23 protein-coding genes, 1 tRNA gene and 1 rRNA gene are annotated in these 24,727 nt (G+C 65.4%); 8 read left to right on the top strand and 17 right to left on the bottom strand.

Going from position 1 to position 24,727, the window contains the following annotated elements; genetic code table 11:
• The first annotated feature begins 14 nt into the window (after positions 1-14).
• The 5 genes from QP140_RS00120 to QP140_RS00100 all read left to right on the top strand — a co-directional run bounded on the left by QP140_RS00120 (position 15) and on the right by QP140_RS00100 (position 4,355).
• Positions 15-91: transfer RNA gene (locus QP140_RS00120), tRNA-Pro, on the top strand.
• A gap of 848 nt (positions 92-939) precedes the next feature.
• The gene (locus QP140_RS00115; protein ID WP_284757383.1) at positions 940-1,857 is read left to right on the top strand and encodes an ABC transporter ATP-binding protein; all 918 of its coding nucleotides are present in this window, start codon (positions 940-942) and stop codon (positions 1,855-1,857) included.
• A gap of 4 nt (positions 1,858-1,861) precedes the next feature.
• Positions 1,862-2,623 (top strand): ABC transporter permease, encoded by a 762-nt coding sequence (locus QP140_RS00110; RefSeq protein WP_284757381.1) that lies wholly within the window; start codon positions 1,862-1,864, stop codon positions 2,621-2,623.
• Positions 2,560-3,753: a sensor histidine kinase gene (locus QP140_RS00105; protein WP_284757379.1), complete on the top strand. Its 1,194-nt coding sequence runs from the start codon at positions 2,560-2,562 to the stop codon at positions 3,751-3,753. The genes QP140_RS00110 and QP140_RS00105 overlap by 64 nt, the downstream gene beginning before the upstream one ends.
• A complete protein-coding gene (locus QP140_RS00100; protein ID WP_284757377.1) occupies positions 3,750-4,355 on the top strand; it encodes a response regulator transcription factor in 606 nt (201 codons plus the stop codon). Before QP140_RS00105 ends, QP140_RS00100 begins: the two co-directional genes overlap by 4 nt.
• A gap of 67 nt (positions 4,356-4,422) precedes the next feature.
• Here QP140_RS00100 and QP140_RS00095 read toward each other — a convergent pair whose 3' ends face one another.
• A complete protein-coding gene (locus tag QP140_RS00095) occupies positions 4,423-5,031 on the bottom strand; it encodes a helix-turn-helix domain-containing protein (protein ID WP_284757375.1) in 609 nt (202 codons plus the stop codon).
• A gap of 105 nt (positions 5,032-5,136) precedes the next feature.
• On the opposite strand from QP140_RS00095, the gene QP140_RS00090 reads away from it, so the two are divergent.
• The gene (locus QP140_RS00090; protein ID WP_284757374.1) at positions 5,137-6,735 is read left to right on the top strand and encodes a cation:proton antiporter family protein; all 1,599 of its coding nucleotides are present in this window, start codon (positions 5,137-5,139) and stop codon (positions 6,733-6,735) included.
• A 7-nt stretch (positions 6,736-6,742) separates the two neighbouring features.
• Here the strand turns inward: QP140_RS00090 and QP140_RS00085 are convergent, their stop codons facing one another.
• Positions 6,743-6,877, bottom strand: coding sequence for a DUF4300 family protein (locus QP140_RS00085; protein ID WP_246821155.1), 135 nt, complete (start codon positions 6,875-6,877; stop codon positions 6,743-6,745).
• A 29-nt stretch (positions 6,878-6,906) separates the two neighbouring features.
• Here QP140_RS00085 and QP140_RS00080 point away from each other — a divergent pair, with 29 nt between their 5' ends.
• A complete protein-coding gene (locus QP140_RS00080) occupies positions 6,907-8,622 on the top strand; it encodes a formate--tetrahydrofolate ligase (protein WP_284757371.1) in 1,716 nt (571 codons plus the stop codon).
• A 94-nt stretch (positions 8,623-8,716) separates the two neighbouring features.
• The gene (gene trhA, locus QP140_RS00075) at positions 8,717-9,376 is read left to right on the top strand and encodes a PAQR family membrane homeostasis protein TrhA (protein WP_284757718.1); all 660 of its coding nucleotides are present in this window, start codon (positions 8,717-8,719) and stop codon (positions 9,374-9,376) included.
• Between the two features lie 18 nt (positions 9,377-9,394).
• Here trhA and der read toward each other — a convergent pair whose 3' ends face one another.
• The 15 genes from der to rrf form a co-directional block, all read right to left on the bottom strand.
• On the bottom strand, positions 9,395-11,749 hold the full coding sequence (gene der, locus QP140_RS00070; protein ID WP_284757369.1) for a bifunctional cytidylate kinase/GTPase Der: 2,355 nt from the start codon (positions 11,747-11,749) through the stop codon (positions 9,395-9,397).
• Between the two features lie 18 nt (positions 11,750-11,767).
• Positions 11,768-12,616, bottom strand: a complete 849-nt coding sequence (locus tag QP140_RS00065; protein ID WP_284757716.1) for a pseudouridine synthase — start codon at positions 12,614-12,616, stop codon at positions 11,768-11,770.
• A 77-nt stretch (positions 12,617-12,693) separates the two neighbouring features.
• Entirely contained in the window at positions 12,694-13,290 is a 597-nt protein-coding gene (gene scpB / locus QP140_RS00060) for an SMC-Scp complex subunit ScpB (protein WP_284757367.1), read from the bottom strand.
• 50 nt (positions 13,291-13,340) lie between these two features.
• On the bottom strand, positions 13,341-14,147 hold the full coding sequence (locus tag QP140_RS00055; protein WP_284757365.1) for a segregation and condensation protein A: 807 nt from the start codon (positions 14,145-14,147) through the stop codon (positions 13,341-13,343).
• 46 nt (positions 14,148-14,193) lie between these two features.
• Positions 14,194-15,012, bottom strand: coding sequence for a ParA family protein (locus QP140_RS00050; RefSeq protein ID WP_173362353.1), 819 nt, complete (start codon positions 15,010-15,012; stop codon positions 14,194-14,196).
• Between the two features lie 249 nt (positions 15,013-15,261).
• Entirely contained in the window at positions 15,262-16,173 is a 912-nt protein-coding gene (gene xerD / locus QP140_RS00045) for a site-specific tyrosine recombinase XerD (RefSeq protein ID WP_012360340.1), read from the bottom strand.
• A 15-nt stretch (positions 16,174-16,188) separates the two neighbouring features.
• Positions 16,189-17,190 carry a copper transporter gene (locus QP140_RS00040; RefSeq protein ID WP_012360341.1) on the bottom strand — a complete coding sequence of 334 codons (1,002 nt, stop codon included), beginning with the start codon at positions 17,188-17,190 and terminating at the stop codon, positions 16,189-16,191.
• 10 nt (positions 17,191-17,200) lie between these two features.
• On the bottom strand, positions 17,201-18,391 hold the full coding sequence (gene steA / locus QP140_RS00035; protein WP_070760169.1) for a putative cytokinetic ring protein SteA: 1,191 nt from the start codon (positions 18,389-18,391) through the stop codon (positions 17,201-17,203).
• Positions 18,392-18,435: 44 nt separating this feature from the next.
• Positions 18,436-20,112, bottom strand: coding sequence for a DNA repair protein RecN (recN, locus tag QP140_RS00030; RefSeq protein ID WP_284757353.1), 1,677 nt, complete (start codon positions 20,110-20,112; stop codon positions 18,436-18,438).
• A gap of 59 nt (positions 20,113-20,171) precedes the next feature.
• A complete protein-coding gene (locus QP140_RS00025; protein ID WP_070760165.1) occupies positions 20,172-21,137 on the bottom strand; it encodes an NAD kinase in 966 nt (321 codons plus the stop codon).
• The gene (locus QP140_RS00020; RefSeq protein WP_284757349.1) at positions 21,134-21,967 is read right to left on the bottom strand and encodes a TlyA family RNA methyltransferase; all 834 of its coding nucleotides are present in this window, start codon (positions 21,965-21,967) and stop codon (positions 21,134-21,136) included. Before QP140_RS00020 ends, QP140_RS00025 begins: the two co-directional genes overlap by 4 nt.
• Positions 21,968-22,052: 85 nt before the next feature.
• Positions 22,053-22,271: a hypothetical protein gene (locus QP140_RS00015; RefSeq protein WP_246818112.1), complete on the bottom strand. Its 219-nt coding sequence runs from the start codon at positions 22,269-22,271 to the stop codon at positions 22,053-22,055.
• A gap of 11 nt (positions 22,272-22,282) precedes the next feature.
• Positions 22,283-23,308, bottom strand: coding sequence for an HAD-IIA family hydrolase (locus QP140_RS00010; protein ID WP_284757347.1), 1,026 nt, complete (start codon positions 23,306-23,308; stop codon positions 22,283-22,285).
• Positions 23,309-23,310: 2 nt separating this feature from the next.
• Positions 23,311-24,483 carry a tetratricopeptide repeat protein gene (locus tag QP140_RS00005; protein WP_284757345.1) on the bottom strand — a complete coding sequence of 391 codons (1,173 nt, stop codon included), beginning with the start codon at positions 24,481-24,483 and terminating at the stop codon, positions 23,311-23,313.
• Positions 24,484-24,647: 164 nt separating this feature from the next.
• A 5S ribosomal RNA gene (gene rrf, locus QP140_RS10390) occupies positions 24,648-24,727 on the bottom strand; the annotation flags it as partial.

Raw genomic sequence — 24,727 nt, 5'->3', positions numbered from 1 at the left:
GTTACAGGGCGTAACGGGCTGTGGCGCAGTTTGGTAGCGCACTACACTGGGGGTGTAGGGGTCGCAGGTTCAAATCCTGTCAGTCCGACCACGTGAAGGAAGCCCTGGCCGCAAGGCCAGGGCTTCAGTCGTTTCCGCAGGTCGAAGCAACGGGCAGGTCAACCAGCGCCCCCCCAAGCCCCATGGCAAAGCTCACATAGTCACGGATGCAGCCACGGATTTGGCACAAATCTGGCACGGACATTGAGATCAGGGGCCACTTCCCTACTTGTCCAGCCCGCGCATTTCCGTTGCCGCTACTATCGACACTGGCCGACGCACTGACAGCGCGGCTGCTGGCGTCCCAGCGCCGACAGATAAAGTCCCGGCAATAGAAAAAGACCTCCCCGAGCCGAAGCCCGAAGGAGGTCAGACGCGCCCGAAGGCGGTCCAATATTAGCCCTTGATCGCAGCAACGATTGCCTGGAAAGCACCGCTGATAGCGCCAACAAGAACGTCAAACAGGGTAGAGATGAGCTCGAACATGATGTTCTCCTTACTAGTGGAAGGTGTCGCACCCGGGGGTTGATCGGTGCACCCTTGACGCTAACAATTCATTTCGAGTGCACTTATTTGCCCAAAACTATCGACCCCCTAAGCGGGGGCACGGAAACGCCCCCACCTGCGAATTAAGAGCAGGTCACCCCTCGCCCCCCACCCTCACTTCCTGTGACAAGCAAGACCGCAGGTAGGCGCCCCAGCCTCACGTCGACGTTCCCAACAACCCGATTGACAACGCCGCTTCCTGCCAAAGGCCGACGACGGAGAAACAGCGACAAGGAGATAAGACCAAGAAACCCGCCTAGCGCCTAGCGAATGCGGGACCCATGACAAAAGTCACGGGCAAGTGGTGACAGAACATATGTCTGCTCCCCACGCTGGATTTCTAGCGTGAAAACCATGAGCACGACACACACCACCCACGCAATAGAAGCCACCGGAGTCGGCAAAACCTTCAACCCGCGCTCCAGCCGCCCCGTCCACGCGCTGAAGAACGCGAACCTCACCGTCCAGCCGGGCGAGATTATCGCCCTCCTCGGCACCAACGGAGCGGGTAAAACCACGCTACTGGACCTCATCCTGGGGCTGACCACCCCAACGGCCGGCACCGTCACCGTCATGGGTCTCTCCCCCACGCAGGCCGTTTACAAACAGCACATCGGCGCGCTGATGCAGACCGGCGGCCTGCTCAACGAGCTCACGGTCAAAGACACCGTGGAGATGATCGCCGCAACCTTCCCGAAGCACCTGCCCCTCAATGACGTCATCGCACAGGCCAACCTGGAGCCCATCTACTCCCGGCGCGTGGGCAAATGCTCCGGCGGTGAACAACAGCGCCTCCGCTTCGCCCTAGCCATCCTCGGCAACCCGGAGATCCTCATCCTGGACGAACCGACCGCAGGGATGGACGCCGGCGCACGTCGCCGCTTCTGGGACTCCATGACTCACCAGGCACGGCAAGGAAAAACGATCATCTTCGCCACCCACTACCTGGAGGAAGCAGAAAACTTCGCCCAGCGCATCGTCCTCATGAACAACGGCGAGATCATCGCCGACGGCACCACCACCGAACTGCGGAACATGAGTGCCGACCGGGTGGTCACCGCCGAATTCCCGGGCGAAATCCCTGACCTGACCAGGCTGCCTGGGGTGACAGGCAGCGACATCAACGGCAACCGCCTGACTGTCACCACCGAGGATTCCGACGCGCTCGCCCGCTATCTGCTGACCGGCACCGACGCCCGCAACCTTGCCATCAGCAGCCACAGCCTGGAAGACACCTTCCTCGCACTAACGCAAGAAAACCAGGAGGCGTAGAACCATGAACACCACCCTGAAATTCACCGGTCACGAACTCCTCCGCCTGCGCCGGGATATGACCACCCTGTTCTTCAGCATCGGGCTGCCGATCTTCTTCTACCTCATCTTCGGGGCGTTGCAGGACTACGGCGAGCAGGAGATGAACGGCGGCAACCTCGCCGCATTCGTCATGCTAGGGATGGCTTTCTACGCCGGCGTGGTGGGCGCGGTCGGCGCCGCAGGATCCGCCGTCACCGATAGCCGCAGCGGGTGGGGCCGACAGCTGGCACTCACACCGCTGCGCCCCTGGCAGCTGGCGTTCGCGAACACGGTGAGCATCGCTGTGCGCGCGGTACTGCCGATCGTGGCTGTGTTCATCGTCGGCGGGCTGACGAGGGCGCAAATGCAGCCCGAGCAATGGGCCTTGAGCTTCCTCGTGTGCGTGCTGTGCTCCATCCCCTTCGGCTTCTACGGCCTAGCCTGGACGCTGATGGTCCCCAAGGAGAACACAGTCGGCGTGGCCACCGGATCCATCGTGATCCTCGCCTTCGCAGGCAACGTATTCATGCCGCTGAGCGGGACGTTGCTGGATATCGGAAGGTTCACCCCGATGTATGGGGCGATGATGCTGGTGCGCTGGCCACTGGCCGAAGGCGCCCAAGTTGTTGGCACCGGGCTGATCACCGAACCGATGTGGCACGCCTGGGTTAGCATCGCGGTATGGACGGCGATCTTCGTGGGCTTCTGCCTCATGATGGGCAAGCGAGACAAGAGCCGAAGCTGATGCGTACCTTCGAGGGGTTCCAGTTCAACAACGCGATCTTCGCCTCAATATGGCTGGTGTTCCTGGGGCCGGTTCTGCTCCAGGTCTACGCGGGCGATGAGTTTAGCGCCGGAGATAAAACCTGGATGACGGCCTGCGTGCTGATTTTCAGCGCCGTCTACTTCTACGCCTTCGGCTCGATGGGCACCTTCCCGCGCGGCTGGGGTCTACTACCGCAGGCGCTCCTCCGGTGGGGTGTTCTGTTGGCGATCGCGCTGACCAGCGTGCCAGTGATCCACACGGGTGCCATGAGCTTCGCCCCCTATCTGGCGGCAATGTTGGGTTTCACGGTCACCCTCAGGCGGTCCCTGCCCATCGTGCTCGCCACGGGCGCGGTCGGGGCGATCGCGGTGTGGCTCCGGGCCCCGGAAAATCTCGGCTGGTCGACCTTCATCCTGTTCTTCATCCCCCTGATGCTCGTCGCGGTGGGGGTATTTAGTCAGTACGACGAGTCCCGCCACCAGCTCCAACACGAACTCGATCTCGCCCAACAGCGGGAGGACATCGCCACGGACGTCCACGATCTGCTGGGCCACTCGTTGACCGTCATCAACCTCAAATCCGAGGTCGCGCGCCGGGCAATGGAGAAGAACCCGGAGCAGGCAAAGCAGGAGCTCAAGGACATCAGCGAGCTCTCCCGCCTGGCGTTGGCCGAGGTCCGCTCAACCGTGACCCGGATGCGCACACCCACCTTTGCCGGCGAACTCCAGGGAGCGCGCCGAGCGCTAGAGACGAAGGGAATCACCGCGCATCTGCCCGAACGTCTCACCCCACCGGGAATTCATGACGTCATCTTTTCCTGGGGTTTGCGCGAGCTGACGACCAACGTGGTCCGCCACTCCGGGGCCAGGACCTGCTGGGTCACCGTGACCGGTGACAAGCTGCAGGTCACCGACGACGGCTGCGGATTCAGCGACGAGGAGACGCGCAACGGCGACGGCGGCCTGGCTGGGCTTCGCGAGCGCGTTGAGGCGGCCGGTGGTCAGCTCATCGTGCACCGCGAACGAGACTTAAGCACCGTGCTGATCGCGATGGGTGCGGATCGCGAGATCATTGACGACGGAGCCACGTGCGAGGAGGAAAACCGATGAACCCGATTCGAGTGCTGCTCGCCGAGGACCAGTCGCTGGTGCGCGGGGCGCTGGTCGCGCTGCTCAGCGCGGAACCGGACATCGAGGTTATTGCGGAGTGCGCCACGGGAGCCGAGGCCCTGCGCCTGGTGCAGGAACACCCCGTCGACGTGGCCCTCCTGGATATCGAGATGCCGGGGCTCAACGGCCTGGACGTGGCCAAAGAACTGGCCGGGCACCCGTGCCGATGCCTGATCGTCACGACCTTCGGCAAGGCAGGCTACGTCAAGCGCGCGATGGAAGCCGGCGTGGACGGATTCATCGTGAAGGACACCCCTCCCGAAGAGCTCGCCGACGCAATCCGCCGGGTGCACGCCGGGCTGCGCGTCATCGACCCGACGCTGGCCCGGGATAGTCTGCTGGCTCCCGATAATCCCCTCAGCGACCGGGAAACGCAGGTCTGCCAGCAGCTCTTCCAGGGAAAGAGCTCTCCCGCCATCGCCAAGGCCCTGCACCTTTCGCCGGGCACGGTGCGCAATCATATCTCCAGCATCATGTCGAAGACCGGCGCGGGGAACCGCTTCGAGGCTGCCCACCTGGCGAAGGCGAATGGCTGGATCTAGCCTGCTGCCCGGAAAACACACACGGCGTGGGCACGCGCCGCCTTAGCTGCTACCCCAGGCCAGGCCCCTAGTTCGCCAGCGGTCTGCCGAACTTGATAAACGAGTTCCTGCCGACGAAAAACTTTCTCCGAGACACCTGCCCGAAGATCTCGCTGCTCTCTACGGAATCCTTCGTGACGCGGACGAGCAGCCGGCGGCTGGCGTCCTCGACGAGATAGAAGGAGTCACCGCTAAAGGAGTTCTTCACCTCAGAGAAGAAATTGGGCACCCCGTCGAAGGCGATCTCGGTGAACCACCGGGCGGCCGATTCGCCCTTGGTGTTCTTCTTCTCCCGCAGCAGTGGTGTGATCACGGCGTCCGGGAAGACCTGCCGAACCGCGGTGTGGGCCTTCGTCCCCTTCGCGAGGAACCTGCCCCCAGACCTCTCTAGGGACTGGACGTCGACGGCCACGCGGTTGGTTCTTGCGCCCAGTACCGCTCCGTCTTTGCCGAGGAGGTCGCTGGTGCTAACCCCGAACAGGCCAGCAAGGCTCTTTAGGGTCTCGATGTCGGGAGAGCTCTGTCCGGACTCCCACTCCGCCACGTCCTCCCGGTCCACCACGAGCCGGTCGGCGAGCTCCGACTGGGACAGCCCAGCTTTGCTGCGGCAGGCTTTGATGCGCTGTGTCAGTGTCATGCGAAAAATCCTAACCCGCCATTCTGCGCCAATTCTTCACACACCCCTATGAATAATGCGTTTCATACAGCGCGAAAGACCTGGCTGTGAGGCACACTACCGTTCATGGAACTATTGCTGACTTACCTTGGCGTGGTCTTCGTGTGCGGACTCATCGCCTGGGCCGTGCGGCTACCGCCCTTGATCGGCTTCCTCGCCGCCGGTTTCGCTCTCCATGCCGCGGGTGTGGAGCACGTCGAGTCCCTCGACCTCTTCGCCGATATCGGCGTGACCCTCATGCTCTTTGCCATCGGCCTGCGCCTGGATCTAAAGGCCCTGACCGATAAGGCAGTCTGGCTCACGGCCAGTGCCCACGTGCTGGTGATGACGCTCATCGGCGCGGGCTTCATCACCGCCCTCGGCGCGCTCGGGGCGTTCGGCCCCACCAGTTTCCAGGTGGCGGTGAACGTCGCGCTGGTCTTGAGCTTTTCCAGCACCATCGTGGTCATCAAGATCCTGCAGGATCGAGGCGACGAGCAGGCCCTTTACGGCAATATCTGTATCGGCGTATTGATTATGCAGGACATCCTCGCGGTGGCCTTCATGAGCATCCTGCGGGGCGAGCCACCACACCTGGCTTCCCTGCTGCTCGTCGTGATTGTCCCGCTGCTCGCGCTGACCACACGTCGCTGGTACAAGCTCGGCCACGGCGAACTCGGCGCGCTATTCGGCATCGCCATGGCACTGATCCCCGGCTACGCGCTTTTCGAGTGGGTCGGGCTTTCCGGCAGCCTCGGCGCACTGATTATGGGCGTGGTTCTCTCCCGCTCCCCCGGTGCCGAGCAGCTCAGCCACTCCCTGTTCACCCTCAAGGAGCTGCTGCTGGTCGGCTTCTTCGTCAACATCGGATTCATGGGGCTGCCGAATTGGCAGAACGTTGCCGACGCCGCCCTACTCCTCCTCCTGCTCCCCGTCCAGGCCGCCGCCTACTGGGCGATCCTGTGGTCCCTGGGGCTGCGCAACCGCACCTCTGTACTCACAGCACTACTGCTGGCCAACTACTCGGAGTTCGCTCTCATCATCGCCGCCGTCGGCGTTCAGGATGGCTGGCTCAACCAGCGCTGGCTGCTCTCCCTGGTGCTTGCGGTCTCCATCAGCTTCGTCATCTCTGCGATCTTCAACCCGCAGAGCGTGTCCCGCGCCACCCACCTGGCTAAGCTCCTGCCGGTGCGCCCGCCGCACAAGATCCACCCGGAGGATCGTCCCATCGAACTCGGCGACGCCCACGCGCTGGTGCTTGGCGTCGGACGCGTCGGGCTTGCGTGTTACAACGAGCTCAGCGAGGTCTACGGGGCCAAGATCCTGGGCGTGGAGCACGACCCCGCCCGGGTACGCCACCTGCAGGAACGCGGCTACAACGTCGTCGAGGGCGACGCCACGGACATCGACTTCTGGGAGCGTGTGAAGGACAGCCACCAGATCGACATGATCATGCTCGCCATGCCCGCACAGCACGCGAACGTGGACACGGTCAAGGAGATCCACGCCTCCCACGTGGACACCGAAGACTGCACCATCAGCTCGGTGGCGATGTACCGGGAGGACGTCGAAGCCCTCGAGGAGCTCGGCCTCGACGTCGTCGTCCACCTGCAAGACGGTGCCGGGGAGTCCCTGGCGGAGCGAACCTTCCTCAACCAGGAGCAACGCCGCTCACAGCTGCAGTAGTGCACGGTCAGGCTAGGGTCGCTTCGCCTAGCGCTGCCCCGTGATGCTTCTGCCACGCGCTGGTCAGCGCCTCGGGGTCGTACTCCGGATCCTGGGCGCCGGGGACCCGAAAACCGCTGGAGATGAGGCCTCCGCTCGGCACGCGCTGCGCTCCTTGCTTATTCTGGAAATATGACTAACTCCAGTGCAAGCACCAAGCCCCAGCCCAGCGACGTCGACATCGCACAGGCTCACACCCTCGAGCCCATCGCGGACATCGCCGAGCGCGCCGGAATCCCCGCCGAAGCACTCATCCCCTACGGCACCACTAAGGCCAAGGTGGACGTCCCCGCCCTGCGCACCACCGACGTATGGGACAAGCCCCTGGGCCGCACCGTCCTCGTGACCGCCATGTCCCCCACCCCCGCGGGCGAAGGTAAGTCCACCACCCTCATCGGACTGGCCGACGCCCTGCGTACCGCAGGGCACAACACCATCGTTGCGATCCGCGAACCATCGCAGGGCCCAGTCATGGGCATCAAGGGTGGCGCGGCCGGCGGCGGCTACGCACAGATCGTCCCGATGGAGGACATCAACCTCCACCTCACCGGCGACATGCACGCCCTCACCGCCGCAAACAACACCCTCGCTGCCCTCATCGACAACCACATCCAACAGGGCAACGAGCTCGGCATCGACCCGCGCCGCGTCACCTGGCGCCGCTGCATGGACGTCAACGACCGCAGCCTGCGTTCCATCGTCACCGGCCTCGGTGGTCCGGCCCACGGCACCCCACGCGAAGCGGGCTTCGACATCACCGCCGCCAGTGAAATGATGGCGATCCTCTGCCTCGCCACGGACCTGGCGGATCTGAAGGCCAAGCTCGCCAGCATCGTCATCGGCCGGACTTATAGTGGCGGACCGGTCACCGTTGGTGACCTGCAGGTCGAAGGCGCGCTTACCGCCCTGCTGCGGGATGCCCTGAACCCCAACCTCGTGCAGACTCTCGGCGGCACCCCGGCACTCATTCACGGCGGCCCGTTCGCCAATATCGCGCACGGTTGCAACAGCCTCATCGCCACCCAGACCGCCCGCCGCCTCGGGGACATCGTCGTCACGGAGGCCGGTTTCGGCTCCGACCTCGGCGCGGAGAAGTTCTTCGACATCAAGGCTCGCGAGGGCGGCATCGACGTGGACGCAGCCGTCGTCGTCGCGACCATCCGCTCCCTGAAGTACAACGGCGGCGTCGCAAAGGAGGACCTGAACAGCGAAAACCTGGCCGCCCTGGACGAGGGACTGAAGAACCTCGAGCGCCATGTGAAGAACATGGAGAAGTTCGGCACCACCCCGGTCGTCGCGCTGAACCTCTTCACCTCCGACACCGACGCCGAGCGCGCGCACGTCGCCGAGTGGGCTGAGAAGCTGGGCGTGCGCCTGGCCGAGTCCACCGTCTGGGCCGAGGGTGGCGCCGGCGCCGTCGAGCTGGCCGAGCAGGTGCTCGAGGTCATCGAGTCCGGCGATGCCCCGCAGGCTGGTTCCCAGCAGCTCTACGACCCGGCGGAAGGCCTGGCCGAGTCCATCGAGACCATCGCGACCCGCATCTACGGCGCTAGCGGTGTGGAGTTCTCCGCCAAGGCCAAGAAGGACCTGCAGTTCCTCGCCGAGCACGGCTGGGACAAGCTGCCGGTGTGCATCTCCAAGACGCAGTACAGCTTCTCCGATGACCCGGCCGAGCTGGGTGCGCCGGAAGGCCACGTGCTGCACGTCCGCGAGTTGGCTCCACGCCTGGGCGCGGGCTTCGTCGTGGCGCTGACCGGGCAGGTGATGACGATGCCGGGGCTGCCGAAGCGCCCCGCAGCAGAGCAAATCGATGTCGCCGAGGACGGCACGATCGCCGGACTGTTTTAGCGGCAAAAATGGGACTACACTGAGCTTCGTGCAGAATCAGGTACTCACGAAGCGACGTCCCCGCCCGGTCTTCGACCGAGGCCCCAGGCCCTACATGCGCGGGCGGTTACACACCGCCGCCGCGTGGTACTTCGGCGGGATGGGCACCGCCCTCACGATCGTGGCGCTGGCGAAATTCGGCATCTCCTGGATGCCCCTGACCACCGCCCTCTACGCGCTGTGCCTGGCCGGGATGCTGAGTGTAAGCGCCCTCTATCACCGGGTTCCGTGGCGCTCCGCGGCGGCGGTCAACAGCTGGCGGCGGGCCGACCACGCCATGATCGCGATCTTCATTGCCGGCACCTATGGGCCGGTAACGGTCGCCGCATTCGGCGCGCGGTGGTTCACCGGCTGGGCCTGGTTTAACACCGGCGGATTGTGGATCTTGGCGGTGTGCTGGCTCGCCGCGCTGGCCGCGGTCGTGCTGAACCTGGTGTGGATCGACCACCCGCGGTGGCTCGACGCCGCCACCTACCTCACGCTCGGTTGGCTGGCAGCTATCGGCGCCGTGGGCTACTACCAGCAGCTTGGGGTCGCTGTGAGCCTGTTGATGCTGCTCGGCGGGCTGGTCTACTCGCTCGGTGCGGTGATCTACGCCAAGCAGTGGCCGAACCCCTCCCCTCGTTGGTTCGGCTTCCACGAGGTCTTCCACGCTGCCACCATCGTGGCAGCGCTTCTGCACCACATCGCAATCTGGGTGCTCGTGCTGCGCTAACGCGCGAGGTTGCTTCCGCTAGCGCTTCTTTTTCTTCTCCCGGATGCGGATCGCGATGCGCACCGGGGAGCCCTCGAAGCCGAAGGTCTCGCGCAGCTTGCGCTCCAGGAAGCGGCGGTAGCCGTGCTCCAGGAAGCCCGTGGTGAACAGCACGATCACCGGCGGGCGAGACGAGGCCTGCGTGGCGAAGAGCACGCGTGGCAGGCGGCCACCACGCATCGGTGGCGGGGTCTCCGCGATCACCGCGCGCAGCCAGGTGTTTAGCTGGCCGGTCGGGATGCGCTGATCCCAGCTCTCCAGAGCCTCCATCATCGCGGGCTCCAGCTTCTGCAGAGCACGCCCGGTCTTGGCGGAGATATTCACCCGGCGAGCCCACGGCACGTGCGAAAGCTGCAGGTCGATCTCGCGTTCCAGCAGCTCCCGGCGGTCCTCGTCCACGAGGTCCCACTTGTTAAACGCCACGACTAGCGCCTTACCGGCGTCCAGAATCATCCGCAGCACGCGCTGATCCTGCTCCGCGATGGGTTCGGAGGCGTCCACCAGGAACACCACGACCTCACTGGCATCAATCGCGGCACGGGTGCGCAGCGAGGCGTAGTACTCGTGCCCCACCGCGTTCTTCACCTTCTTGCGGATACCGGCGGTATCCACGAAGCGCCAGGTGCGATCCTCCAGCTCGACGATGGAGTCCACCGGGTCCACCGTGGTGCCCGCGACGTTATCCACCACCGAACGCTGCTCGCCGGAGATCTTGTTCAGCAGCGAGGACTTACCCACGTTCGGCCGCCCCACCAGCGCCACACGGCGCGGGCCGGACACCACAGAGAGCTCGCGCGGCTTCTCCGGGAAGACCTCCAGCAGCTTGTCCAGCACGTCCGCCGCACCGCGCCCGTGCAGCGCGGACACCGGATAAGGGTTGTCCAGGCCGAGCGCCCAGAACTCCGCCATGTCCGCGTACTGCGTATCGGACTCGAACTTATTGGCAACCACGATCACTGGCACGTCGGAGCGCTGCAGCTTGCGCGCGATGACCTCGTCGGTCTCGGTGATGCCGACCTTCGTGTCCACCACGAAGACGATCGCATCAGCGGTGGCCATCGCGGTCTCCGCCTGGCGGGCGATTGCGGCGTGGATGCCCTTGGCATCCGGGTCCCAGCCGCCGGTGTCCTGCACCCAGAAGCGGCGCCCGCCCCAGTCACCCAGGTAGGAGATGCGGTCGCGGGTCACACCCGGGAAGTCCTCCACCACGGCCTCGCGGCGCCCGATGAAGCGGTTCACCAGCGTGGACTTACCCACGTTCGGTCGGCCGACGATCGCCACCGTGCACAGCGCTTCCTTCTGCGCCTCGAGCTCGTCGGCGATGCCGAAGGCTTCCTCGATGGACTCCCAGTCGGTGTCCTCCTCGTCGGATTCCAGCAGGTCGAATTCCTCCGCCTGCAGGTAGTGCTCACCCAGCTGCTCGGGGTCGACCTCCCAGGTCTCGCCGTCCCAGTTCTCGGGATCCCAGTTCTCCAGGTCCTCCTCGGATTCTTCCTGCACCGGCGCGTCCCCATCAGCCGGGACGACGTCCCCCTCAACCGTGCGGAACACCAGACCACCAGTGTTCTCCGCGCCGTCGGCCGGGATATCGGAGTCCAGGTCCGATTCCTCGATCAGTCCAGCGATCGCCTCGATGACCTCCTCGATGCTCATCTCGCCGGTGTCGAGGATGGTGGCATCCTCCGCCGGGCGCAGCGGAGAGGTCTCGCGGGTGGAGTCCGCCTCATCACGGCGTTGGACGTCGGCCAGCACAGCCTCGTAGGAAACCTCGCGGCCAGCGGCGGTGTCCTGGTCGAAGCGGCGCTGCGCGCGCACCTCGGCGCTGGCGGTCATGTACACCTTCACCGGGGCGTCCGGGAGCACGACCGTTCCGATGTCCCGGCCCTCGACCACGCAGCGGCCAGCCGCGGCAGCGAGGCCGCGCTGCAGCTCCACAAGATTGGTGCGAACCTCCGGGATCGCGGCGACGGCGGAGACGTGCGCGGTCACCTCCGGACCACGGATGTCGGCGGAGACGTCCTCCCCGTCCAGAAGAACCTCAGTGGACTGCGGGTCCTCGTTGACCTGCAGCGGCAATTGGGAGGTCGCCTCGATGATGGCCTCAGTCGCAGCCGGATCGGCCGGATCGATGCCGGTCTTCAGCACGTGCAGGGTCGCCACGCGGTACATCGCGCCCGTGTCCAGGTAGCGCGCGCCCGCGTACTGGGCGATGCGGCGGGAGACGGTGGACTTGCCGGTGCCGGACGGGCCGTCGATGGCCAGCAGGAATCCGCCCTCGTTGAGATTGTCGATCAGCGCGAGCTGGGAGAAATCAGCGTTCATATCAGTAGTCATCCTTCAACTCCTCCCGGCTTACAGGCCCACGGCCTTGTACAGGCTGGTCAGTTCCGAACGGTTCAGCGCACGCACGCTACCCGGCTTCTGGTCGCCGAGCTGCACCGTGTGGATCTTGGTGCGCACCAGCGCCTGAACCGGGAAGCCAGCGACCTTCAGCAGGCGACGCACGATGTGCTTACGGCCCTCGTGCAGCTCCAGCTTGATCAGGGACTTGCCCTGCCAGACGTCCACGATCTGGACATCATCGACCTTGGCGATGCCGTCGTCCAGCTCGATGCCCTTCTTCAGCTCGTGGACCAGTCCCTTCTTCGCCTCGCCCAGCACGGTGGCCATGTAGGTCTTGGAGACCTCGTAGCTGGGGTGCATGAGGCGGTTGGCGAGCTCACCGTCGTTGGTGAGCAGCAGCAGGCCCTCAGTCTGGGCGTCCAGGCGCCCGACGTGGAACAGGCCCTGGCCCTGCTTGAGGCGCTCGTCGATGAAGTTACCCACCGACGGACGGCCCATGTCGTCGCTCATCGTGGACTGGACGCCGCGCGGCTTGTTGAAGATGTAGTAGTGCATCTCGTCGTTGACCTGGACGCGAACTCCGTCGACGCGGACGACGTCCTTGTTCGGGTCGATGCGCACGCCCATCCGGTCCACGACCTTGCCGTTGACCTCGACGCGGCCCGCGGCGATGAGCTTCTCGCTCATGCGGCGGCTGGCCACGCCGGCGGCTGCCAGGACCTTCTGCAGGCGGACCTTATCCTCCGCAGCTGGGGCGGCCTTCTGCTCTGACTTTGTGACGTGCTGGTGGCGGGCCGGCTTGGCCTTCGGGACGAAGGTCTCGGCGCCGCCGGGCTTCGCAGCGTTCTTTTCCGGTATGCCATCTCGGCGAGCGGGTGTATTCAAATTATGTCCTTATTTGCTCAAAGTCTTTGAGGTACGCAGCCCAGTCTAGATCAGTAATCGGATTCGATCGATTCCACATCCGGCAGCAGCGGGGCCAAGTCCGGCAGCTCGTCGAGCGATTCGATGCCCAGCTGCTCCAGCAGCAGATCGGTGGTCTCGTACAGGTGGGCCCCACCCGGTCCTGCGGCTGCGGTTTCTTCCTCCCCCTCGGCTGCCACCTCAACCTGGCGGATCAGGCCGCGCAGCGCCAACGTCCGCATCACGCCGTCGCAATTCACCCCGCGCACCGCCGCGACCTGGGAACGGGTCACCGGCTGTCGATAAGCCACCACGGCCAGGGTCTCCAAGGCAGCCCGAGACAGGCGCTGTTGGGTACCTTGGAGGATCTTCGCCTCCACCACATCCGAGTTCTCGGGCCTGGTGTACAGGCGCCACAGCCCCTCGCGCTCCCGCAGGTCGAAGCCGGAGCCACGGGCGTCGAACTCCTCGGCGATCTGGCGCAGCGCGTCCTCCACCTGGGAGCTATCCACACTGCAGGCCTCGGCGAGCTCCTCGGCGGCCACGGGCTCGTCAGAGACCAGCAGCAGGGATTCCACCCGGCTACGCAGCTGGGACACCGCGGGCAGGTGCAGGTGTTCTTCACTCATGGTCCAGGGCTCTCCTTCTCAGGTTCATCAGGGGGAATGTGGTGCTGGAGCTAATCCCAGTTCGACGCTGCGACAACCTGCGGATCCACGTCCAGGCCGGTCCAAGCGACGAGCATCTCCTCGAGCGGCATGGGCTGTTCCACCCCAATGGCGCGGGCCTTGTACAGCTCCAGCAGAGCGAGGAAACGGCCCACCACAACGATGGATTCCTCCGCATCACTAATCAGCGAGTCGAAGTTCACCCACTTATTCTCCCCCGCGATCTTCAGCGTGTTGAGGATCTTGCCGGCCTGCTTCGGCACCGAGACCGCAGGCGCGTGGACGTGGCCGGTCTGCACCCCCTCCGGGCGGGGCCGGAACACATGGGCGGCCAGCTCCGCGAAGCTCTCCTTCGTGTGCTTAATCTCCACCGGTGGCAGCAGGTTGGCGTAGCGGTCCTCCAGAGAGAGCGCCACCGGGTAGCTGCGGGCCGCACCCCGCTGCCACTCGGCGAAGAGGTCTGCGACTTGCTTATAGGCCTTGTACTGCAGCAGGCGGGCGAACAGGAGGTCGCGGGACTCCAGCAGCTCGAGGTCGGCCTCGTCGTCGACCTCGCCGCGAGGAACCAGGCGGGCGGCCTTCAAATCCAGCAATGTGGAAGCGACGAGCAGGAACTCCGTGACCTCATCCAGGTCCTCAGCGGACTGGGACAGGCCCCGGGTGTAGGCGATGAACTCGTCGGTGACCTCGGCGAGCGCGATCTCCGTGATGTCCAGCTTGTGTGAGTGAATCAGCTGAAGCAGCAGGTCGCAGGGGCCGTCGAAGTTCGCGAGCGCGACCCGGAACCCCGTGAGTTCCGGTTGCTGGGGATCTGTCACGCGAACCTACTTTTCTGCCACCACGCTGACCGGCGCGGGGCGTGGCCTAGTGCTGCTCGGCGACGCGCTGGATGACCTCCGCCGCGAGGTTGCGGTACTGGATCGCACCGGAGGACTTCGGGGCCCACGTGCTGATCGGCTCGCCGGCCACGGAGGTCTCCGGGAAGCGGACGGTGCGGGTGATGACCGAGTCGAAGACCTTGTCCCCGAAGGCCTCGACGAGGCGCTCCATGACCTCGCGGGCGTGCAGGGTGCGGCGATCGAACATGGTCACCAGGATGCCCAGGACTTCGAGCTTGAAGTTGAGGCGGTCGCGCACCTTCTCCACCGTGTCCATCAGCAGCGCGAGGCCGCGCAGGGAGAAGTACTCGGACTCCACCGGGATCATCACGGAGTCCGCGCAGGACAGTGCGTTGACGGTGAGCAGGCCGAGCGAAGGCTGGCAGTCGATGATGATGAAGTCGTAGTCCTTCATCACCGGGCGCAGGGCACGCGCGAGGGCCTGCTCGCGGCCGACTTCGTTGACGAGCTGGATCTCCGCGGCGGAGAGGTCGATATTCGCGGGCACCAGGTCGAGGTTTTCGACGCCGCTGGGCAGGATGGCGTCGAAAATGGAGGAGGAATTGTCGACGAGGAGGTTGTGGACGGTGACGTCCAGCTCTTCGTGGCTGATCCCCAGGCCGGCAGACAGCGCGCCCTGCGGGTCGAGGTCGACGAGGAGGACCTTGCGGCCGAACTCCGCGAGTGCGGCACCCATGTTGATCGTCGAGGTGGTCTTGCCGACCCCACCCTTCTGATTACACATGGCGATGATGGTCGCAGGCCCATGAGAGGACAGCGGCTCCGGGTCTGGCAGCGGGCGCATGGGGCGCCCCGTGAGCCCGAGTTCTTGCTCGGGCTTATCGAAAAGCGCGTCGGAGCTCTGCACTGTCAAGCCCTCTCCCTTGTCTAACGGTCATTTCAGAGCGCGGTTGGCGCTCCCACTACACATAGATTACGCGTAGATTACGCCCGTGCAATTCTCTCTCCCCCATTTTTCGCAGGCTTTTCGGGCAGGTCAGTCGAGTTCAAAGCCGAGGTTGATACTAGGCAAGGCTTAAGCCTTGAAAGGTCTCTAGTTCGAGCGCGGGTGGCTCTCCGACCACGCCTCCCGCAGGTGGTCCGGGCTCACCTTCGTATAGATCTGGGTGGTCACCACATTGCTGTGGCCGAGCAGCTCCTGCACCACGCGGATATCCGCCCCGCCCTCCAACAGGTGCGTGGCGAAGGAGTGCCGGAAGCTGTGCGGGCTGACCCCGGCCACCCCGGCCTTCTCGCTGACCGAGGAGACCATGTTGAACGCCGACTGCCGCCCCATCCGACCGCCATTGCGGTTGAGAAACAGCGCCGCCGAACCCTTCTTGTTGAATGCCGGACGGACCCGCACCAGGTAGTGCTGCAACGCATCCAGCGCCGGATCCCCCACCGGGACGACCCGTTCCTTCGAACCCTTGCCCCGGACGATGATGAGCTTCTCGGTCGGGTCCACGTCGTCCACGTCCAGCCCCAGCAGCTCGCTGACGCGCGCGCCGGTGGAGTACAGCATCTCCAGCAACGCGCGGTCGCGGATCTGGATAAGCGACGCGGCGTCGTCGTTCGGGCAGGATTCCAGGATCGCGGTCACCTCGGCGATGCTGAGCGCCTTCGGGATGCTCGCCGCCTGACCGGGGCGCGCGACGTCGTCCGCGACGTCCCCTTCGGTGACACCTTCGCCAGTCAGGAAGCGGTGGAAGTTCCGCACCGCCGCAAGAATTCGTGCACGCGTGGAGGCCGCCAGCCCCTCCCCTTTGGCCAGCGAGGCCATGAAGGACTCGATATCCCCCGTATTCAGCTCGGTCACGCTGCGCGCGCCCAGCCACGCCAGGTAACGGTCCGTGTCCCGACGGTAGCTATCCAGCGTGTTGCGGGAGAGGTTCCGCTCCAGTCGGAGGTGTCGCAGCCACCGTTCCCGGTGCTGCAGGTTCGCCTCCTGCGCGTCCGCCGTCACCGACGCCGCCTGCGCCTAGTTCTTACCGACGGTGGCGGCCTTGGCGTTGGTCGCCGCGCCGTAGTGGCCAGCGTCTCCGCCAGCCTGTTCCTTCAGCGCTCGCACCGCAGTGATGCGGCCCGCGCTGCGCTGGACGTTGTCCACCGTGGACAGCTTCTCGGCATAAGCCCGCTCGTTGCGCACGATGCCCAGCGCGGCCTTCTTATCCGCACTGCCGGACTCGCCCACCAGCACCGCGCCCGGCATCTGGCTATCCAGGCCGGCAGCGAAATCAGCGATGAACTGCGCGCCGTAACCCGACTCATCGGCGGTCACGCCCTTGTTGGTCACGATCAGGGCCAGGTCCACGCCCTCGTCGCCAAGGTCTGCGGGCTTCTTCAGCACCCCGTTTTTCTCCAGTGCGCCGAAGACGACGGCCCGGTCCGAGGCGCTGGCGGTTCCCCCGCCGCGGTTGCCCTCGCTAGCACCCTCGCGACCCTCACCGCGATCGCGGTTCTGCTCGCCCTCCGCGGACTTCTCAGCCTTCGGCAGCGTCGAGCTCAGCGCAGCACCCAGCAGTTGGCCGGTGTGCATGCCCGGGCTTAGCACCTCCTCGCTGAGCTGGGCGCCCGCGGGCAGGCTGTTGGCCGCCACGGACTTCAGCTTGTCGCCCTTCTCCGGGTTCAGCATCTCCTCGGTCACCGGCAGTGGGGTGACCTCCGCCCCCGCCTTGTCCACCAGCCAGCGCAGTCGATCAACGGTCTCGCGGTCGGCGTCCGGGAAAGAGATCAGCGCGACCGTCTTCCCCTCCAGCTCACCGGCCACAGCCTTCGCAGCCAGCCCAGCGACGACGTCATCCGAAGCCTGGGCATCACGATCCGCGGCGTCGGCGTCCTCGCGGGCAGCGGTGAGCTCCTGGGCGCTCGTCCCCGCACCACCGGCAGCCCCCGGAACGTTCGGGGCCAGCACGTAAACCCCGCCCAGTACGCCAAGGGCAATGCCGAAGCCGAGGCCGGCAATCGTTCCAGACTTACTCACGAGCGACTCCCTAGTTCTTAAACAGGCCCTGCACGCTGAGTGCCAGGTTATTCCACGAATCGATCAGGTTATCCACGAACCCAGCATCGCCAGAGAAGCCGGCGATGAGGATGATCACCAAGATCGCGGCCAGCACACCGATCAGCGCCCACAGCCACCCGGAGCCCGACTTCGAGACGCGGTAAAGCTCGGCGATGGAGCTGGCGTGCACGAACTTCGGACCAACGCGCAGGCGGGACAGCAGAGCAGACGGGGTGTCCTCAGATTCCGTCTCAGAAAAGACGCGATCCAGGTCCCACTTCTCGCCGAGGTGAACCACCATCGACGCGCCGTGGTAGTCGGCCAGCAGCAGCGCCAGGTCGGTCGGGTTCTTCGTCGCCGCCGGGAAGGTCATCGCGCCGACGCCGAGGTCCTGGATACGCTCCAGGCCCTGCGCGTAGCCGTCCGCCTCCGCGGGAAGGACGACGGTCGCGCCGGAACGCAGCGATTCGGAACCGATGTTTTCCGGGTTACCGACGATGACGGCCGGGCGGTAGCCCAGCTCCAGCAGTTCGTCAGCGGCGGACTCGATCGCGACGATGATCGGGTCGTACTCGCGCAGGAAGAAGCGCAGGTCGCGCAGCTGGTCCTTCAAATCCGGCAGCGGGCTGATCACCATGACCTTGCGGTCCACCATGTCCACGTCGACGTCCGGGATGCCCAGGCCGTCGATCAGCAGTGGGGACTCGGAGCGGGCGAGCTCCGCGGTATTGCCAGCCAGGGCGTCGAGGTGATCGCCGAGGGCCGAGCGGGCGTCATCGAAGCGCTGCATCGAGGCGTCCAGATCGAGGATCGCGCCGCTGCCGAGGGAACGATCGCCGTAGTAGAGGTGCCCGCCCTCCAGGCGGCCCTTCTTGCCGTTCTTGACCTTCTCGGTGATCTCCGGATCCACATTCTCCACGAGCTCGATGCCGGCGTCGAGCAGCATCTGCGGACCAAAGTTTGGCACCTGACCAGTGGTGAACTGGGCGGTATTGACCACCCCGGCCACGCCGGCGTCGATGAAACGCTGCGCGGTGGCGCGGTTAATATCCGGAGCAGAAATGACGACGATATCCCCCTCGGAGATCTTCGTCTTAGACCAAGCTTTGGGGCCGGTGAGGTTCCGGGTAGCCCCGGTAATGCCAGGTTTTTCTGATCGGGAAAACATCATGCGTACCATTTTGCTGCTTAACCGCTGGATTCTCGGTTAGGCGCGCCGATGTTTTAGTGCTTCTTCGCCTCCACGGCCATCGCCATGAGCTCCTCGGCGTGAGCCCGGCCCGTATCGGACTCCAGGCCCGCGAGCATGCGGGCGAGCTCCGCCACCCGCTCCTCCTCGCTCAGTGTGCGCACACTCGAGGAGACGGTCGTGGAGCTGGCGGTCTTATCCACGTAGATATGAGCATCCGCGAAGGCGGCGACCTGTGGCAGGTGCGTCACCACGATCACCTGGTTCTCGCGGGCAAGCGCAGCCAGGCGGCGCCCGATCTCCACCGCGGCCTTCCCGCCCACGCCCGCGTCAACCTCGTCGAAGACCATCGTGCGCCCACTGCTGGCCAGGATCACCTCGATGGCGAGCATGATGCGGGAAAGTTCACCGCCGGACGCACTGGAGCCCAGCGCAGTGCGGTGCCCGCCCTGGATCAGCTGGAACTCGCACTCGTCGAGGCCCTGCGGGTTCGGGCCCACCCGCTTGAGGTCCACCTCGACGCTGGCGTGCATGTGCAGCCCCGAGATCTCCTCGGTGACCGCCTTGCCGAAATCCTTGGCTGCTTTTTCACGCGCGGCGGAGAGCTTACGGCCGACCTTGAGCATCGCAGCCTCCTTCTCCGCGACCTGCTTGGCGAGCTCCGCCAGTGCATCGTCGGAGACATCGAGCGTGGCGAGCTTCTCGCGAGCCTCGTCGCGCCAGGCGATCGCACCGTCCACATCCACCGCGAAACGGCGCAGCTGGCGGAGTTCCTGCTGGCGCTCCAGCAGCTCCTCCAGCTCTTCGGGATCGGGAATATCCACCAGCTCTTGGCCCAGGTCCAGTGCAATATCCGAGAGCAGGGAGCTGACCTCCCCGATGCGCTCGGCAAGTTCCGCCCACTTCGCGTCCCCGCCCTGCAGTTCGGACTGCGCCTGGCCAAGCAGATCATTGGCTCCGCTGGACAACTCCCCCTCGCCCAGCTCCTCGCCGCCATCGATGAAGGAGATGGCGCGCTGCAGGGCGGAGCGGACGTCGCTGGCGTCCTGCAGGCGAGAGATCCGGGACTTGAGGAACTCGTCCTCGCCCGGCTCCGGGTCGATCTCGTCGATGACCTCCAGGGCCCGCTGCAGGGTCTCGGCCTCCAGGGCCAGCTCCCGGCGATCCTTCGTGCGGGTTTCCAGCTCCTTCGCCGCAGCCAGCCACTCGCGTCGCAGCGCGGCGAACTCGGCGGCCTGGCCAGTCAGCCCCGCGAACTCATCAATCGCGGCCAGCTGCTTCGTGGAATCCTTCAGGCGCAGCTGGTCGTTCTGCCCGTGGATGGTGATGACCTCCGCAGCGAACTGCCCCAGCACGCCCGCGGCGACCGTTTTTCCAGCGAGGTGCGCCCGGGAACGCCCGGACGCGGACACCGTCCGGGAGGCGATGTACTCCCCCTCGTCAGAGTAGCCCCCGAACTCAGAGACGATCTCCTCGACGCGTTCCTGAACTGCCGGGTCATCGTGGGAAAAGACCCCCTCCACGCTGGCCCGCTCCGAACCGGCGCGCACCTTCGAGGCATCCGCTCGGTGCCCGGAGAGCAAACGCAGGCTGCTGACCACCATCGTTTTGCCGGCACCCGTTTCACCGGTGACGACAGTCAGTCCGCTGGCGAACTCGGCGGTGGCTTCTTCGATCACACCGAGGTTGGTGATGTGTAGGTCGTGGAGCATTCCAGAAAAGTCGCTTCTTGAGGTTTTGGGGACTCCCGGTCGTCGGGGTGAGTGAACTACTAGTGGCGTGGGCCGCGCCAGCCGGTGATCGGCAGGCGGAACTTGTGCACCAGGCGGTCCGTGAACGGCGCCTGATCCAGGCGCACCCAGCGCACGGACTGCGGGCCGCGGCGGATCTCCACGCGCGCCCCTGGCGGCATGTGAATCTGACGGAAGCCATCCATCACCGCGGTAGCCGGCGAGGTCTCCGGGTTCGTCTCCACGGCGACGGAGGAATTCGGGGACACGACCAGCGGGCGGGAGAACAGCGTATGGGCATTAGACGGGACCACCAGGATGGCGTCCAGCTCGGGCCACAGCACGGGGCCACCGGCGGAGAATGCGTAAGCAGTCGAGCCCGTCGGCGTCGATACCAGGACACCGTCGCAGCCGAAAGAAGACACCGGCCGTTCGTCGACCTCGAGGATCGAGTCGAGCACGCCCTGGCGGTTCAGGTTCTCCACCGAGCACTCGTTGAGCGCCCAGCCGGTGCCGAGCACGCGGCCGTCCATATCGCGGACGGTAATCGACAGGGTCATGCGGTCTTCCACGCGGTAGTCGTGGGCGATGACGCGCTCGATGGCCTCGGCGAGGGACTCCTGCTCCCACTCCGCGAGGAAGCCGATGTGGCCCATGTTGATGCCCAGTACGGGCACGTCCGCGGAGTGCGCGATATCGGCTGCGCGCAGGAAGGTGCCATCGCCGCCCAGAACGAGCACCATCTCCACGCCCTGCGCGGCCTCGCGGGTGTGCCCGAAGCGTGGGAAGCGCCCCAGGATCTCGTGGCGAGCCACGGGGGCTGGATCGGCGGTTGCCATCACGCGGACGTTGATGCCGCCCTCGTGGAGTTGGGATGCCGCTTCGGCGGCCATGCCCAGGTTCTCGTGTACCCCGGTGTGGGCGACGAGCAGCACCTCGCGCTGCTTCTCCTCACCAGGCGACGGGTTCTCGGCCTCCTGCTTGGGGGCCTCGTTGGCAGCCGTCACTGTGGTCCCTCCTTCACCGCCGTGGACACCATGGCCTCAAGTGTATCCATCGTTGGCGCCTGCTTTCCCCCATCTTTGGAAAGCCAGAGGAAATACTCCACGTTCCCGCTAGGTCCGGGAAGCGGAGAGGCAACGACGGCCTTCGTTGATAGACCATACTTCAAAGCCTCCCGCGCCACGTCGAGGGTCACCTCCGCGCGCAGCTCCGGGGAGCGCACGACCCCGCCGGAGCCCAGCCGGTCCTTGCCCACCTCGAACTGTGGCTTCACCATCGGCAACAGATCCGCGCCCTCGGCCATGCACTCGGCGATGGCGGAAAGGACCAGCTTGATGGAGATGAAGGAGAGGTCCCCGACCATGACGTCCGCGGGGCCACCGATCGCTTCCGGGGTCAGCGTGCGGACGTTGGTGCGATCCATCACGGTGACACGGGGGTCGTTCTGCAGCCGCCAGATCAGCTGCCCGTAACCGACGTCCACCGCGAGCACTTCGCTGGCACCGCGGTCGAGGGCGACGTCCGTAAAACCACCGGTCGAGGCGCCGGCGTCGAGGACGCGTTTGCCCTCCAGGCTCAGCCCCTGCGGTTCAAAGGCGGCCAGTGCGCCGAGGAGCTTGTGCGCCCCGCGGGAGGCCCAGTGGTCCTCCTCAGATTCCGCGACCCGGATGGACACATCAGCGTTCACGCCGGTCGCGGGCTTTGCGGCGAGCATGCCATTGACCTGCACGCGGCCTTCCTTGATCATCTTCTGCGCCTGTTCGCGGGAGCGCGCGATCTTGCGGCGCACGAGTTCTGCATCGAGGCGTTGAAGCCGCTGACCTTTTTTCGCCACCTGTGTGCTTTCCTTCTTCTTCCGCTGCTGGGTTCGACGGTGCTGGTTGTTTTCCGCGTCCTTTTAGGACGCCGACATCGGGGGTTTAGCCCTGCCCGAGAGCCTTGCTGATGAGGCTGTGGGCTTGTTCCAGCATCTCGGCTTCCTCGGTGCCCTCCAGCCGCTGGCTGAGCAGCTCGTCGATATTCTCGGCGAGGTGATCGGCCTGCGCCTCCGGCGAGTTCGGTGTTGGCCCGCCCGCCTGGGCGGGCATGTGGCTTCCTGGTGTCGGTGCCGATCCTGGTGTGGGCTGGGGGTGCTGCATAGTGCTGTAGTTTAGTCCCGCCATGCTGCGATGGCGTCGGCGGCCAGTGGATCACTTCCGATAATCCGGAGCTGATCTCGGGTGGTGCCGCCGTCCAGCAGCTCCCAGGCGAGCGGGGCGGCTGCTGCGAGTGCTGCCGCAGTGGTGAGCTGCTCGGGGGTGGCGAAGCCTGTGGCTGTGCCCTGTCCGTCGGCGGGGTTTTCGCCGGCTGTAACAGTGATCGTGTGCGGCTCGGTGACCTCTGCCGTCCAACCGCCGAGCTCCTCGCTGAGATTGGCGCGGATGTGGGTCGGCCGGTGCTCGGTGTGGATCACGTCCCAATGGGTGGAGACCCCGGTGAGCACCATCAGGGTGTCCATCTCGGCGGCGCGTCCACCAGCGATGTCAGTGTCCAGACGATCGCCGACGACCAGTGGCGCACTAGCCCCCGCCTTGCGTGCTGCAACGTGGAACATCGCGGGCTGCGGCTTGCCTGCGCTCAAGGGCCGCACCCCGGTGGCGCTGACGACAGCGGCCACCATGGACCCGTTACCGACCAGGAAACCACGGGACGAGGGCAGCGTCGTATCCAGGTTGCTGGCGATGTAGCGAGCGCCGCGGGTGATCGCGAGCGTGGCCTCGGAAAGCCGAGCCCAGTTGTTCTCCGGGCTGTGGCCCTGCAGCACCACGTCGGGCGAGTCGTCGGCGGAGTCCGTGAGTTCGAACCCTGCCTCCTGGGTGAGATCGCGGAGGCTCTGGCTGCCCACGACGAGCGCCTTAAGCGGACCTGCACCGGGGCGTTCCTGCGCCATTGTTTCGGCTGCCAGCGTTGCTGCGGCCTGCGCGGAGGTCAGGACCTCGGAGGGGATTGCACCAATGCCGAGGCTGCCCAGGTGCTCCACGACCTCCTCAGGACTGCGCGAGGCGTTATTAGTCACGAAGACTCTGCCCCGGTCAGCAATGCCCTCGACCGCGCCGGGGATCAGCTTATCCCCCGCGAAAATGGTCCCGTCGAGGTCGAGCAGGAGGGTGTCGTAGCGGCTGAGCAGCTCAAGCATGGCTACTTCTCCTCGCTGCTCTCCGCGCCAACATCGTTGCCATTGCTCTCGCCGGTACCTTCAGACTTCTTCTCGCCGGTACCCTTATTGAGCTCCGCGATGCGCTTCTCGGCGTCGAGCACCTCTTCAGTATCGAGTTCGTTGGCCTTGGTAAACCACTGGATGGCATCGGCCGTGCGACCGGCCCGTGCGAGTGCATCGGCGTACGCGTAGGTCACGCGCAGCTTGGTGACGTCTGGAGCGTCGGCAGCGTCGAGTTCCTCCTCGAGGGCGACGATGGCCTCCTCGTAACGGTCAAGGTCCTGGTAAGCACCGGCCACCACCATGGCGAGCTCAACGCGGGTCTCCGGGTCGAGATCCTCGGGACGGTACTCGCCGGCCACTCCCAGCGCCTTCTCCGGTCGTCCGAGCGCGCGCTCAGCGTCGGCAAGGACGGCAATCAGACCTGGTCCACCCTGCATGCGACGAGCAGCGCGAAGCTCAGAGATGGCTTCCTTCCACTCTCCAGCGTGGTAGGCAGCAATGCCGTTGGTTTCGCGGGCGACTGCCACGCGGCCGGCACGGTCCTTGGCGGCACGCGCGTGTTCGAGGGCCTTTTCGGTGTTCTCGTCCAGAAGGGTGGCGGCCATGATGAGGTGCTTGGCGACCATGTCCGCGTTATCGCGAGACAGGCTGCGCAGCTCCTGGCGCACCTGTGGATCGAGGTCCTTCGGATCCACACCCTCCGGAATGCGGGGTTCCTTCATGCGGGCGTTGATGCGCTCCTCGCGGTAGCCAGAGCGCTGGGGCCCGGACTGACGTGCTCGATTGGCCTGGCCACCACGGTTCCTGAAGTTCCCGCCCCGCCGGTCGCCACCCTTGCGACGATCCCGGTCGAACTTCTTGCCCCCGCCGTACGGACGCCCACCGCCCCGACGGCCGCGTGGCTGGTCGCCGTCACGGTCGTTGTACCGGCCGTCGCGACGGTCATCGCGGTCACGGTAGCGGTTGTCTCGCCGATCGTCGCGGTCCCGGTAACGGTTACCTCCGCGGCGTTCCCCGCGGTCAAAGTCACGGTCACGGTTGTTTCCGCGACGGTTGTCGTCGGAGTTACGGTGCCTGCGGGGCTTGAAGTTTCCGTCTCGCTGGTTGGGGGGACGGTGACCTCGATCGCCGCGGCTTTGGTATTCCGACATTGAACCCTTCTTTCACAGACTCTGTGGACTGCTCACACGATATCACCCCGGGTGGACGGGGTTTTTAGGCAATAAAAAAGTGGTGGTGCGACGGGCTGTCGATCATCACCCGTACTAAACGGGAACAACCAACAACACGTCGCACCACAACTATGATAGTTTAATGTCGGCGGCGTCTTACTCTCCCACACCCTCCCAGGTGCAGTACCATCAGCGCAGGTAGGCTTAGCTTCCGGGTTCGGAA

The sequence above is a fragment of the Corynebacterium sp. UMB9976 genome (assembly GCF_030212265.1).
Classification (GTDB): domain Bacteria; phylum Actinomycetota; class Actinomycetes; order Mycobacteriales; family Mycobacteriaceae; genus Corynebacterium.
This window is presented reverse-complemented; position numbering and strand designations above follow the sequence as displayed.

Coding starts and splice junctions, on each gene's coding strand:
- QP140_RS00115 (WP_284757383.1), top strand. CDS start 940: ATGAGCACGACACACACCACCCACGCAATAGAAGCCACCGGAGTCGGC.
- QP140_RS00110 (WP_284757381.1), top strand. CDS start 1,862: ATGAACACCACCCTGAAATTCACCGGTCACGAACTCCTCCGCCTGCGC.
- QP140_RS00105 (WP_284757379.1), top strand. CDS start 2,560: ATGGACGGCGATCTTCGTGGGCTTCTGCCTCATGATGGGCAAGCGAGA.
- QP140_RS00100 (WP_284757377.1), top strand. CDS start 3,750: ATGAACCCGATTCGAGTGCTGCTCGCCGAGGACCAGTCGCTGGTGCGC.
- QP140_RS00095 (WP_284757375.1), bottom strand. CDS start 5,031: ATGACACTGACACAGCGCATCAAAGCCTGCCGCAGCAAAGCTGGGCTG.
- QP140_RS00090 (WP_284757374.1), top strand. CDS start 5,137: ATGGAACTATTGCTGACTTACCTTGGCGTGGTCTTCGTGTGCGGACTC.
- QP140_RS00080 (WP_284757371.1), top strand. CDS start 6,907: ATGACTAACTCCAGTGCAAGCACCAAGCCCCAGCCCAGCGACGTCGAC.
- trhA (WP_284757718.1), top strand. CDS start 8,717: ATGCGCGGGCGGTTACACACCGCCGCCGCGTGGTACTTCGGCGGGATG.
- der (WP_284757369.1), bottom strand. CDS start 11,749: ATGACTACTGATATGAACGCTGATTTCTCCCAGCTCGCGCTGATCGAC.
- scpB (WP_284757367.1), bottom strand. CDS start 13,290: ATGAGTGAAGAACACCTGCACCTGCCCGCGGTGTCCCAGCTGCGTAGC.
- QP140_RS00050 (WP_173362353.1), bottom strand. CDS start 15,012: ATGCGCCCGCTGCCAGACCCGGAGCCGCTGTCCTCTCATGGGCCTGCG.
- steA (WP_070760169.1), bottom strand. CDS start 18,391: ATGGTACGCATGATGTTTTCCCGATCAGAAAAACCTGGCATTACCGGG.
- recN (WP_284757353.1), bottom strand. CDS start 20,112: ATGCTCCACGACCTACACATCACCAACCTCGGTGTGATCGAAGAAGCC.
- QP140_RS00015 (WP_246818112.1), bottom strand. CDS start 22,271: ATGCAGCACCCCCAGCCCACACCAGGATCGGCACCGACACCAGGAAGC.
- QP140_RS00010 (WP_284757347.1), bottom strand. CDS start 23,308: ATGCTTGAGCTGCTCAGCCGCTACGACACCCTCCTGCTCGACCTCGAC.
- QP140_RS00005 (WP_284757345.1), bottom strand. CDS start 24,483: ATGTCGGAATACCAAAGCCGCGGCGATCGAGGTCACCGTCCCCCCAAC.